The following is a 12,340-nucleotide window of genomic DNA, read 5'->3' on the forward strand; positions in this document are numbered from 1 at the left end:
CCGCAGTCCGGGCCGCGGGCACCTGCCTAGACTGGCGCGACGGCACGCTGGCGCCCATCGGGCCGCGCTGCCCAGGAGACGCGCGTGCAACTCACCGACCGTGCCGGTCCGGCCTACTTCCACAAGGTCGTCGACTGCCAGTGGGCGTGCCCGGCCCACACCCCCGTGCCGGAGTACATCCGGCTGATCGCCCAGGGCCGCTACACCGACGCCTACATGATCAACTGGGTGTCGAACGTGTTCCCGGGCATTCTCGGCCGCACCTGCGACCGGCCCTGCGAGCCCGCCTGCCGGCGCGGGCGGGTCGAGGAGAACAACGCCGACGCCAAGCCCGAGCCGGTGGCGATCTGCCGGCTCAAGCGCGTGGCCGCCGACCACAAGGGCGACCTCGCCGGCCGCCTGCCGTCGCGCGCCGCCCCGAACGGCCGCCGCGTCGCCTGCATCGGCGCAGGGCCCGCGTCGCTGACCGTCGCGCGTGACCTGGCGCCGCTCGGCTACGAGGTCGTCGTCTTCGACGGCGAGGCCAAGGCCGGCGGCTTCATGCGCTCGCAGATCCCGAAGTTCCGCCTGCCCGAATCGGTGATCGACGAGGAGACGCAGCGCGTGCTCGACCTCGGCGTCAGCTTCCGCAGCGGCCAGCGCGTGGACTCGATGCGCGCCGTGCTGCACGAGGGCTTCGACGCGGTGTTCGTCGGCTGCGGCGCACCGCGCGGCCGCGAGCTCGAGGTGCCGGGCCGCGCCGAGGCGGCGGCCCACATCCACATCGGCATCGACTGGCTGGCCTCGGTGTCGTTCGGGCACATCACGAGCGTCGGCGAGCGGGTGATCGTGCTCGGCGGCGGCAACACCGCGATGGACTGCTGCCGCTCGGCCAAGCGCCTGGGCGGCAAGGACGTCAAGGTGATCGTGCGCAGCGGCTTCGAGGAGATGAAGGCCTCGCCCTGGGAGAAGGAGGACGCGCTGCACGAAGGCATCGAGATCCACAACTACCTGGTGCCCAGGCGCGTGCTGCACGAGGCCGGCAAGCTCACCGGCATGGACTTCGAGCGCGTGAAGGCCGAGTACGACGCCAAGGGGCGCCGCAGCCTGGTGCCGACGGGCGAACCCGACCTGTTCGTCGCCGCCGACACCGTGCTGGTGGCGATCGGCCAGGAGAACGCCTTCCCGTGGATCGAGCGCGACTGCGGCATCTCGTTCGACCGGCACGGGCTGCCGGTGCTGGACGCCACCACCTTCCAGTCCACGCTGCCGAACGTCTTCTTCGGCGGCGACGCGGCCTTCGGGCCGAAGAACATCATCACCGCCGTCGCCCACGGCCACGAGGCGGCGGTCTCGATCGACCGGCTGCTCAACGGCGAGGACCCGGCGCAGCGCCCGGCACCGCAGGCCAACCTGATGTCGCAGAAGATGGGCATCCACGAGTGGAGCTACGACAACGACATCTCGATCGCTACGCGCAACAAGGTGCCCTGGGCGGCGGCCGAGCGGGCGCTGCAGAGCATCAGGATCGAGGTGGAGCTCGGCTTCGACGAGGCCACCGCCTGGGGCGAGGCGCAGCGCTGCCTCAACTGCGACGTGCAGACGGTGTTCAACCGCGACACCTGCATCGAGTGCGACGGCTGCGTCGACATCTGCCCGATGGACTGCATCACCTTCACCGCGCCGGGCGAGGAGGCCGAGCTGCGCACGCGGCTGAAGGCGCCGGCCACCAACCTGACGCAGGACCTGTACGTCTCGACCGCCCTGAAGAGCGGCCGCGTGATGGTGAAGGACGAGGACGTCTGCCTGCACTGCGGCCTGTGCGCCGAACGCTGCCCGACCGGCGCCTGGGACATGCAGAAGATGCTGCTGCACACCACGCAGGCGGGGCCGCGCTGCCGGGACGCCGCCGAGACGCCGCACAAGCCGAAGGTGATCGCATGAAGCGCATCGAGGCGGTCAACGACTTCGTCATCAAGTTCGCCAACGTCAACGGCTCCGGCTCGGCCTCGGCCAACGAGCTGTTCGCCAAGGCGGTGATCCGCATGGGCGTGCCGGTGGCGCCGCGCAACATCTTCCCGAGCAACATCCAGGGCCTGCCCACCTGGTACGAGGCGCGGGTGTGCGAGCGCGGCTGGTCGGGCCGGCGCGGCGGCGTGGACATGATGGTCGCGATGAACCCGCAGACCTGGGACGCCGACATGGCCGAGATCGAGTCCGGCGGCTACCTGCTCTACGACAGCACCCGTGCGCTGCCGCCCGCGGCCTTCCGCGACGACGTGCAGGTCATCGGCGTGCCGCTGACGGCGATCGCCAACGACGCGTACACCGACCCGCGCCAGCGCCAGCTGTTCAAGAACATCATCTACGTCGGCGTGCTGTCGGTGCTGCTCGACATGGACGTGCGCGTGTTCGAGAAGCTGTTCGCCGAACAGTACCGCGGCAAGGAACGGCTGCTCGGCGCGAACGTGCAGGCGCTGAACCTCGGGCGCGACTGGGCCACGAAGAGCGGCACGAGCATCGGCCTGAGCGTGCGCCACGCCGACAAGGTGGGAGAGCGCATCTTCGTCGACGGCAACGCCGCCGCGGCGCTGGGCTGCGTGTACGGCGGGGCGACGGTCGCGGCCTGGTACCCGATCACGCCGTCGTCGTCGGTGGCCGAGTCGTTCCAGAAGTACTGCGAGAAGTACCGCGTCGACCCGGCCACCGGCCAGAACCGCTTCGCGATCGTGCAGGCCGAGGACGAGATCGCCTCGATCGGCATGGTGGTCGGCGCCGGCTGGAACGGCGCGCGCGCCTTCACCGCCACCTCGGGGCCGGGCGTCTCGCTGATGACCGAGTTCATCGGCCTGGCCTACTTCGCCGAGATCCCGGTGACCATCATCGACGTGCAGCGCGGCGGCCCGTCCACCGGCATGCCCACGCGCACCCAGCAGGCCGACCTGCTGTCCTGCGCCTACGCCTCGCACGGCGACACCAAGCATGTGCTGCTGCTGCCGGAGGATCCGCACGAATGCTTCGAGCATGCCGCCGCGGCGCTCGACCTGGCCGACCGCCTGCAGACGCCGGTGTTCGTGATGACCGACCTCGACATCGGCATGAACCAGCGCCTGTGCGAGCCGTTCGAATGGGACGATGCACGGTCCTACGACCGCGGCAAGGTGATGACGGCCGAGGAGCTCGAGGCCGGCCGCGACTTCGGCCGCTACAAGGACGTGGACGGCGACGGCATCCCCTGGCGCACGCTGCCCGGCACGCACCCGAGCAAGGGGGCGTACTTCACCCGCGGCACCACGCGCGACGCCTACGCGCGCTACTCCGAGCGCGGCCCCGACTACATCTACAACATGGAGCGGCTGCTGCGCAAGTTCGGCACTGCCGCCACGCTGGTGCCGCCGCCGGTGGTGAAGAAGGCGGGCAAGCCGACCCGCTTCGGCGTCATCTACTTCGGCTCCACCAGCCCGGCGATGCACGAGGCGCTGGAGGTGCTGGCGCACGAGGGCGTGTTGCTCGACGCGATGAGGCTGCGCGCCTTCCCCTTCCCCGCCGTGGTGCCGGAGTTCATCGCCGCGCACGAGAAGGTGTTCGTCGTCGAGCAGAACCGCGACGGGCAGATGCAGACGCTGCTCGTCAACGAGCTCGGCATCGATCCGGCCAGGCTGGTGCGCGTGCTGCACTTCGACGGCACGCCGATCACCGCACGCTTCATCGCCGGCGCGATCCGCAAGGCGACGGTGTGGAAGAAGGAATTCGCCTGAAGGCCCCCGCATGACCTACATCGCCAAGCCCCGGCTGCACCACCCGACGCTGACCCGCAACAAGGTCGGCTACACCCGGCGCGACTACGAAGGCCGCATCTCCACGCTGTGTGCCGGCTGCGGCCACGACTCGATCTCGGCGGCCATCGTGCAGGCCTGCTGGGAGCTCGACATCGAGCCGCACCGCGTCGCCAAGCTGAGCGGCATCGGCTGCAGCAGCAAGACACCCGACTACTTCCTCGGCGCCTCGCACGGCTTCAACACCGTGCACGGCCGCATGCCCTCGGTGCTGACCGGCGCGAACCTCGCCAACCGCAGCCTGCTGTACCTGGGCGTCTCGGGCGACGGCGACTCGGCCTCGATCGGCCTGGGCCAGTTCGCCCACGCGATGCGGCGCGGCGTGCGCATGGCCTACATCGTGGAGAACAACGGCGTCTACGGCCTCACCAAGGGCCAGTTCTCCGCCACCGCCGACCTCGGCAGCAAGAGCAAGAAGGGCGTGGTGAACCACGACAGCCCGGTCGACTTGGTCGGCATGGCGCTGCAGCTCGGCGCCACCTACGTGGCGCGCAGCTTCAGCGGCGACAAGGAACAGCTGGTGCCGCTGATCAAGGGCGCGATGGCCCATGGCGGCGCCGCCTTCATCGACGTCATCAGCCCCTGCGTCACCTTCAACAACCACGGCGGCAGCACCAAGAGCTACGACTACGTGCGCCAGCACAACGAGGCGGTGAGCCGGATCGACTTCATCACCCCGGGCCAGGAGATCACCGCGAGCTATGCGCCCGGCGAGGCCATCGAGGTGACCAATCACGACGGCTCGCTGCTGCGGCTGCGCAAGCTCGCCGCCGACTACGACCCGACCGACCGGCTCGCGGCGCTGGACCAGATGCAGCGCAAGGCCGCGCATGGCGAGATGCTGACCGGGCTGCTCTACATCGACCCGCTGGCCACCGACCTGCACACCGCGCTGAACACCACCGCGACGCCGCTGAACGCACTCGGGCCGGACAAGCTCTGCCCGGGCGGCGCCACGCTCGCGAAGATCAACGCCGCCCTGCGCTGAAACCGCGCCGCGAAGGAGCCGTCATGACCGAACGCACGGTTTACCAGTCGATGCCGCGCCGGCTGCTCGTCAGCCTGCCGCCCACCGCCAGCGTGCACGAGGCCGCCTGCGTGATGACACGCGCCAACTGCGGCAGCGTGCTGGTGGTCGGCGCGGGCACGCAACTGCTGGGCATCGTCACCGAGCGCGACCTGATGACCCGCGTGCTGGCCAAGGCGGTCGACCCCTCGACGACCACGCTGGCGAGCGTGATGACGCCCAACCCGCGCTGCATCGGCCCCAACACCAAGGTGGAGGACGCCGTGCTGATCATGCTCGAGCGCGGTTTCCGCCACCTGCCGGTGGTCGGCGAGGGCAACACCATCCTCGGCGTGTTCTCGGCGCGCGACGCGCTGCCGCGCGAGATCGGCGCGGCGGTGAGCCTGGCCGAGTTCAACGAGCAGGTGAACGACTCGCTGGGCTGAGCGGCGGCGAGGGGGCGGCGCGTCGCACCCCGGGGGTGTGACACCTGTCTCAGCGTGACACCCGGGCGACCCCGGGCCAACCCGCAGTCCACGAGGGAAACCGCCTGCGGCCCACCGCCGGGCACGCCGGTTGCGCTGATGAGGGGCGTGTCACAACCCCCCATCACCATCGGCGTGGTCGCCAACCCGGTCTCGGCCCGCGACATCCGGCGCGTGGTTGCGCATGCCGGCAACCTGCAGATCACCGACCGGGTCAACATCGTGCTGCGGCTGCTGCAGGCGGCGCGGGCCGCCGGCGTGCAGCGCGCGCTGCTGATGCCCGACCGCGGCGGCATCCGCGCGCTGCTGGAGCGCCACCTCAAGCGCGGCGATCCGTCGCTGCCGGCTATCGAGTTCCTCGACATGGAACCCGAGTCCACCGTCGAGGACAGCTTCGCCGCCACGCGGCTGCTGCAGCGCGCCGGCGTCGCCGCGATCGTCGTGCTCGGCGGCGACGGCACGCACCGCGCGGTGGTGCGCGAGCTGATCGAGGGCGGATCGGGCCTGCCGATCGCCGGGCTGTCGACCGGCACCAACAACGCCTTCCCCGAAATGCGCGAGCCCACCATCACCGGGCTGGCGGTCGGCCTCTATGCCTCGGGCCGCATCGCGGCCGACGAGGCGCTGACGACCAACAAGCTGATCGAGGTGCAGATCGCTGGCCGGGCCGGGCCCGGTGGCACGCGGCGCGATGTCGCGATCGTCGACGCCGTCGTCACGCACGACCGCAGCGTCGGCGCCCGCGCGCTGTGGAAGCCGCAGTCGCTCGCGGCGTGCTACCTCGCGTTCGCCGAGGCGCAGGCGATCGGCCTGTCGGCCATCGGCGGACTGCTGCAGCCGGTGGGCCGGCGCGAGCGCGGCGGCCTCGCGGTGCAGCTCGCCCACGATGCCGAACACGCGCTGCTCGACCTGCACGTGCCGATCGCGCCCGGTCTCGTGCGCCCGGTGCCGATCGCCGCCTGGCAGCGCATGGTGGCCGACGAGCCGCTGGTCGTCGCACACGACGCCGGCACCGTGGCGCTGGACGGCGAGCGCGAGCTCGCCTTCGAGCCCGGCGAGCGCGTGACCATGACCCTGCGCGAGGACGCGTTCCGCACGCTGGACGTCACGCGCTGCATGAGCGTCGCGGCCCGGGACGGGCTGTTCCGTTCTTCGATTTCCCCCCGCTGACCCAAAGGAGACCAACCATGGCAGGACAAGCGTTCCCGCAATCCAAGGAGCAGTTGCTCCAGGCCTACCGCACGATGCGCACGATCCGCGAGTTCGAGGAGCGGCTGCACGTCGACTTCGGCCGCGGCGACATCCCCGGCTTCGTGCACCTGTACGCCGGCGAGGAGGCCGCGGGCACCGGGATCATGATGCACCTGGGCGACGGCGACCGCATCGCCAGCACGCACCGCGGCCATGGCCACTGCATCGCCAAGGGCGTGGACGTGGTCTCGATGATGAAGGAGATCTACGGCAAGAAGGGCGGCGCCTGCGAAGGCAAGGGCGGCTCGATGCACATCGCCGACCTCGACAAGGGCATGATGGGCGCCAACGGCATCCTCGGTGCCGGCGCGCCGCTGGTGTGCGGCGCGGCGCTCGCGGCCCGGTTCCGCGGCAAGGGCGAAGTCGCCATCAGCTTCGTCGGCGACGGCGCCAGCAACCAGGGCACCTTCCTCGAGAGCCTGAACCTCGCGGCGGTGTGGAACCTGCCGGCGATCTTCGTCGTCGAGAACAACGGCTACGCCGAGAGCACCAGCCGCGACTACGGCGTGGCCGTGGACAGCTACGTCGACCGCGCCGCGGGCTTCGGCCTGCCCGGCGTCACGGTCGACGGCACCGACTTCTTCGCCGTGCACGAGGCGGCCGGCGAGATCATCAATCGCGCGCGCCAGGGCGGCGGCCCGGCCTTGCTCGAATGCAAGATGGTGCGCTTCTACGGCCACTTCGAGGGCGACGCGCAGACCTACCGCGGCGCCGGCGAGCTCGAGCGCATCCGCAGCGAGCAGGACTGCCTGAAGAAGTTCGCCGCGGCCGTCACCGCGGCCGGCGTGATCAGCGCGGCCGAACTGCAGGCGATCGACCACGAGGTGCTGGGCCTGATCGAGCAGGCGGTGCTCGCCGCCAAGGCCGCGCCGCTGCCCACCGCCGCCGACCTGACCACCGACGTCTACGTCAAGTACTGAACCCTGGGAGAACGCACATGGCACGCAAGATCAGCATGAAGCAGGCGATCAACGAGGCGCTCGACCAGGAGATGGCGCGCGACCCGTCGGTCATCGTGATGGGCGAGGACATCGTCGGCGGCGCCGGCGGCGACGGCGAGCGCGACGCCTGGGGCGGGGTGCTCGGCGTCACCAAGGGCCTGTACGCCAAGCATGGCGACAGGCTGATGGACACGCCGCTGTCCGAGTCGGCCTACATCGGCGCGGCGATCGGCGCGGCCGCCTGCGGCATGCGCCCGGTGGCCGAGCTGATGTTCATCGACTTCATGGGCGTGTGCTTCGACCAGATCTTCAACCAGGCGGCGAAGTTCAAGTACATGTTCGGTGGCAAGGCGCAGACGCCGGTGGTGATCCGCGCGATGGTCGGCGCCGGCTTCCGCGCCGCGGCGCAGCACTCGCAGATGCTCACCCCGCTCTTCACCCACATCCCGGGCCTGAAGGTGGTGTGCCCGAGCACGCCGTACGACACCAAGGGCCTGCTGATCCAGAGCATCCGCGACAACGACCCGGTGATCTTCTGCGAGCACAAGAACCTCTACGGCTTCGAGGGCGAGGTGCCCGAGGCGAGCTACGCGATCCCGTTCGGCGAGGCCAACGTGGTGCGCGACGGCAAGCATGTCTCCATCGTCACCTACGGCCTGATGGTGCACCGCGCGCTCGACGCGGCGGCCGCGCTGGCGAAGGAGGGCGTCGAGGCCGAGGTGATCGACCTGCGCACGCTCAGCCCGCTGGACATCGACACCGTGCTCGAGTCGGTCGAGAAGACCGGGCGGCTGGTGTGCGTGGACGAGGCCAACCCGCGCTGCAGCATCGCCGCGGACGTGTCGGCCCAGGTGGCGCAGCAGGCCTTCTCGGCGCTCAAGGGGCCGATCGAGATGGTCACGCCGCCGCACGTGCCGGTGCCGTTCTCGCCGGTGCTGGAGGACCTCTACATCCCGAGCGCGGCGCATGTGGCCGCGGCCGTGAAGCGAACGATGGGCGGGAGCAAGCACTGATGAGCGATCGGATCACGCCCCTGGTGATGCCCAAGTGGGGGCTGGAAATGCGCGAAGGCACGGTGGCCGGCTGGCTGGTCGACGAGGGCACGCGCCTGGAAGTCGGCACGCCGGTGCTCGACGTCGAGACCGACAAGATCAGCAACGCCGTCGAGGCGCCGGACCCCGGCCTGCTGCGCCGCAAGGTGGCGCAGGAGGGCGAGACCCTGCCGGTCAAGGCCTTGCTCGGCGTGCTGGCCGAGCCCGAGGTGAGCGACGCGGAGATCGATGCGTTCATTGCCGCCTACGTGGTGCCGGCCGCCGGCGAGGACGAGGAGGAAGCCGGCGAGGCCTACGCCTTCGCCGACGTCGACGGCCTGCGCGTGCGCTACGCGCGCCGCGGGCCCGAGCGCGGCGTGCCGGTGCTGTTCCTGCACGGCTTCGGCGGCGACCTGGGCAACTGGCTGTTCAACATCGACGCGCTGGCCGAGGTGGCGCCGGTGATCGCGCTCGACCTGCCGGGCCACGGCCAGTCCGACGCCAGGCTGCCGGGTGCGAGCCTGGCGGAGCTGGCCGGCTTCGTGGCGCGTTTCCTCGACCAGCTCGACGTCGAGCGCGTGCATGCGGTCGGGCACTCGATGGGCGGGGCGATCGCGGCGCAGCTGGCGCGCGACCACGCACCGCGGGTCGAGTCGCTCGCGGTGTTCGGCAGCGCCGGGCTGGGCGACGAGGTCAATGCGGACTACACCCGCGGCTTCGTCGAGGCCGAGTCGCGGCGCGAGCTGAAGCCGGTGGTCGAGCTGCTGTTCGCCGACCCCTCGCTCGTCAGCCGCGCGCTGGTCGACGACCTGCTCCGATACAAGCGCCTCGACGGCGTGACCGAGCTGCTCGGCACCTTGCACGGCGCGCTGTTCGAGGGCGGGCGCCAGGCGGCGACGCCGCTGCGCGATCTCGCCGGCAAGCCGCTGCTGGTGGTGTGGGGCGCTCGGGACCAGGTGATTCCGGCCGAACATGCGAAGAACGCGCCGCCGCACGCGACGGTGCGTGTCTTCGACGACGCCGGCCACATGGTGATGATGGAGAAGGCCGGCGACGTCAACGCGCTGCTGCGGTCGCACATCGGGGCATGATCGCGGGGTGAGTCTCCCGCGATTCGGCTTCGTCACGATCCACGAGCAGCCGCTGCCCGACGGCATCGCCGCCGAAGCCGAGTGGCTGGCGCGCTGCGCGGAGCTGCGGCGCGCCAGCGCGCACCTGTGGCGCGGGGAGCCCTGCCTCGTCGTGCCGCGCCGCTACACCGCACTGCCCGGCTGGGCCGCGGCGGTGGCGGCCCGGCCCGCGGGCGCGGTGCAGGTGCGCGCCTCGGGCGGCGGGCTGGTGCCGCAGGGCGAGGGGCTGTGGAACCTCAGCCTCGCCTGGCCCGCGCCCGGTGCGACGCCGAGCGGCACCGATGCGGTCTACGAAGCGCTGTGCGAGGCGCTCGCCGCCGCCTTCGCGCGGCTCGGCATCGCGGCCAGCGCGCAGCCGGTGGAAGGCTCGTTCTGCGACGGGCGCTTCAACCTCGCGGTCGGCGGGCGCAAGCTGGTCGGCACGGCGCAGGCCTGGAAACGCGTGGCCGGCGTGCCGGTGGTGCTGGCGCACGCGGTGATCGTGGTCACGGCCGACCCGGAGGCGCTCACCGCGCGCGCCAACGCCTTCGAGCAGGCACTCGGCACCGCCACGCGCTACCGCGCCGACGCGCTGACCAGCGTGGCGCGCGAGGCGGCAGGCGGCGACATCGAACCCCGCTGCCTGCAGGTGATCGCCGAGCAGTTCGCCCGCATCGTCAGGCGCGGGGAGTAGAGTCGACGGCTTCACGCCGACTTCCACGGGCGCGCCAGACGCCCGCACCGGAGACAGACCATGGAAGCCCTGCAGCGCGAGCACATCCACGCGGTGATGCGCCTGGCCGGCGATGGCCTGCCGCTGGCCGACCCGGCGCAGCTGCCCGACGCGGTGATCCGCGAAAGCTGGTCGCGCTGCGTGCACGAGCACGGGCTGGACCCGACACGCATGCAGGAGGCCATCATCCTGCCCTCGCCGCGGGTGCGCGAGCACCGCGACCGGCTGGAGGAGTTCCTGCACATCGCGCGGCACGGGCTGGAGTCGCTCTACCAGCAGGTGGCCGGCATGGGCTACTGCGTGCTGCTGACCGATGCCCGCGGCGTGACGGTGGATTTCATCGGCGACCTGCAGCTCGACGCCACCTTGCGCCGCGCGGGCCTCTACCTCGGCAGCGACTGGAGCGAGCACCACGCCGGCACCTGCGGCGTGGGCACCGCGATCGCCACCGGCCAGGCGCTCACCGTGCACCAGGGCGACCATTTCGACGCCACCCACATCCCGCTGACCTGCACCGCCGCGCCGGTGTACGACCCGCTCGGCCGGCTCAACGCCATCCTCGACATCTCGGCGCTCACCTCGCCGCAGGCCAAGAGCAGCCAGCACCTCGCGCTGCAGCTCGTCAAGGTCTACGCGAACCGGGTCGAGAACGCGAACTTCCTGCGCTGGTTCCGGAAGGACTGGGTGCTGAAGCTGCACCCCTCGCCCGAGTTCGTCGAGATCAGCCCGGACTTCCTGGTCGCGCTCGACCTGGCCGGTCGCATCGTCGGCCACAACCGCGCCGCGCAGCTGCTGCTCGAGGCCGAGACCGGCAGCACGGTGCTCGGCCTGCCGTTCGAGCAGCTGTTCAACGCGCGGCTCGAGGACCTCGGCCGCTTCCTGCGTGCCATGCCGGGCGACCGGCGGGGCATCACGCTGGCCCGCAGCGGCCGGCTGCTGTTCCTGCATGCGGTGCCGCCGCCGGCCCGGTCGGCCACGTCGGCCGCGGTCGCGCCCGCGCCGGATGCGGCGGTGCCCGCGCCGCTGGCCGAGCTGTCGGGCGGCGACCCGGCGCTGGACCGGCAGATCCTGCGCGCCGCCAAGCTGGTCGACACCCCGGTCAGCGTGCTGATCACCGGCGAGACCGGCAGCGGCAAGGAGTACTTCGCCAAGGCGCTGCACCGCGCCAGCCAGCGGCGCGACAAGCCCTTCGTGGCGGTCAACTGCGCGGCCATCCCGGAGACGCTGATCGAGAGCGAGCTGTTCGGGCACCTGCCCGGCAGCTTCAGCGGCGCGTCGCCCAGGGGCAAGCGCGGGCTGATCCAGGAAGCCGACGGCGGCACGCTGTTCCTCGACGAGATCGGCGACATGCCGCTGGCGCTGCAGGCCCGGCTGCTGCGCGTGCTGGCCGAGCGCGAGGTGCTGCCCATCGGCGCGACGAAGGCAACCAAGGTCGAGGTACGCGTGATCGCCGCCACGCACGCCGACCTGCAGCAGCTGGTGCGGGAGCGGCGCTTCCGCGACGACCTGTACTACCGCCTCGCCGGCGCACACCTGGCGCTGCCGTCGCTGCGCGAGCGGCGCGACCTGCCGTGGCTGGTGCACAAGCTGCTGCGCGAGACGGGCCGCCCGGTCACGCTGGCGCCCGAGGCCGAGCAGTGGCTGCGCCACCATCCCTGGCCGGGCAACCTGCGGGAGCTGAAGAACGTGGTCGACTACGCCAGCGCGATGGCCGGCGAGGGCGGCACGATCGGCCTGGCCGAGCTGCCCGACAGCATCGTCGGTGCACCGGCCGGGGCGGCCGAGGCCGGGCCCGGCCCCGCGCCGGGCATGCTGCCACCCGAGGGCCAGCTGCTGCTGCAGTACCTGCGCGCCGCCGGCTGGAACGTCAGCGCGGTGGCGCACCAGCTCGGCGTGGCGCGCATGACGATCTACCGGCGCATGAAGCGCTGGGGCATCCGCGAGCCGTCGCACTGACGGCGCGATCCGG

General features: G+C 71.5%; 10 protein-coding genes. All 10 read left to right on the forward strand.

The window, feature by feature from the left end:
* Positions 1-84: 84 nt before the first annotated feature.
* The 10 genes from D9C15_RS14330 (at position 85) to D9C15_RS14375 (ending at position 12,327) form a co-directional block, all read left to right on the forward strand.
* A complete protein-coding gene (locus D9C15_RS14330; RefSeq protein WP_127998325.1) occupies positions 85-1,923 on the forward strand; it encodes an FAD-dependent oxidoreductase in 1,839 nt (612 codons plus the stop codon).
* On the forward strand, positions 1,920-3,737 hold the full coding sequence (locus D9C15_RS14335) for a 2-oxoacid:acceptor oxidoreductase subunit alpha (protein WP_127998327.1): 1,818 nt from the start codon (positions 1,920-1,922) through the stop codon (positions 3,735-3,737). Before D9C15_RS14330 ends, D9C15_RS14335 begins: the two co-directional genes overlap by 4 nt.
* A gap of 10 nt (positions 3,738-3,747) precedes the next feature.
* A complete protein-coding gene (locus tag D9C15_RS14340; protein WP_127998329.1) occupies positions 3,748-4,803 on the forward strand; it encodes a 2-oxoacid:ferredoxin oxidoreductase subunit beta in 1,056 nt (351 codons plus the stop codon).
* 23 nt (positions 4,804-4,826) lie between these two features.
* Positions 4,827-5,267 carry a CBS domain-containing protein gene (locus D9C15_RS14345; protein WP_127998331.1) on the forward strand — a complete coding sequence of 147 codons (441 nt, stop codon included), beginning with the start codon at positions 4,827-4,829 and terminating at the stop codon, positions 5,265-5,267.
* Between the two features lie 138 nt (positions 5,268-5,405).
* Complete coding sequence (locus D9C15_RS14350) at positions 5,406-6,476, forward strand: ATP-NAD kinase family protein (protein ID WP_127998333.1); 1,071 nt, start codon at positions 5,406-5,408, stop codon at positions 6,474-6,476.
* 17 nt (positions 6,477-6,493) lie between these two features.
* Positions 6,494-7,477: a thiamine pyrophosphate-dependent dehydrogenase E1 component subunit alpha gene (locus D9C15_RS14355; RefSeq protein ID WP_127998335.1), complete on the forward strand. Its 984-nt coding sequence runs from the start codon at positions 6,494-6,496 to the stop codon at positions 7,475-7,477.
* A gap of 17 nt (positions 7,478-7,494) precedes the next feature.
* Complete coding sequence (locus D9C15_RS14360) at positions 7,495-8,511, forward strand: alpha-ketoacid dehydrogenase subunit beta (RefSeq protein WP_127998337.1); 1,017 nt, start codon at positions 7,495-7,497, stop codon at positions 8,509-8,511.
* Entirely contained in the window at positions 8,511-9,620 is a 1,110-nt protein-coding gene (locus tag D9C15_RS14365) for an acetoin dehydrogenase dihydrolipoyllysine-residue acetyltransferase subunit (RefSeq protein WP_127998338.1), read from the forward strand. Before D9C15_RS14360 ends, D9C15_RS14365 begins: the two co-directional genes overlap by 1 nt.
* 7 nt (positions 9,621-9,627) lie before the next feature.
* A complete protein-coding gene (locus D9C15_RS14370; RefSeq protein ID WP_127998340.1) occupies positions 9,628-10,332 on the forward strand; it encodes a lipoyl protein ligase domain-containing protein in 705 nt (234 codons plus the stop codon).
* A gap of 60 nt (positions 10,333-10,392) precedes the next feature.
* The gene (locus D9C15_RS14375; protein ID WP_127998342.1) at positions 10,393-12,327 is read left to right on the forward strand and encodes a sigma-54-dependent Fis family transcriptional regulator; all 1,935 of its coding nucleotides are present in this window, start codon (positions 10,393-10,395) and stop codon (positions 12,325-12,327) included.
* Positions 12,328-12,340: the final 13 nt, after the last annotated feature.

This window comes from Piscinibacter defluvii (genome assembly GCF_004011805.1).
GTDB lineage: Bacteria > Pseudomonadota > Gammaproteobacteria > Burkholderiales > Burkholderiaceae_C > Piscinibacter > Piscinibacter defluvii.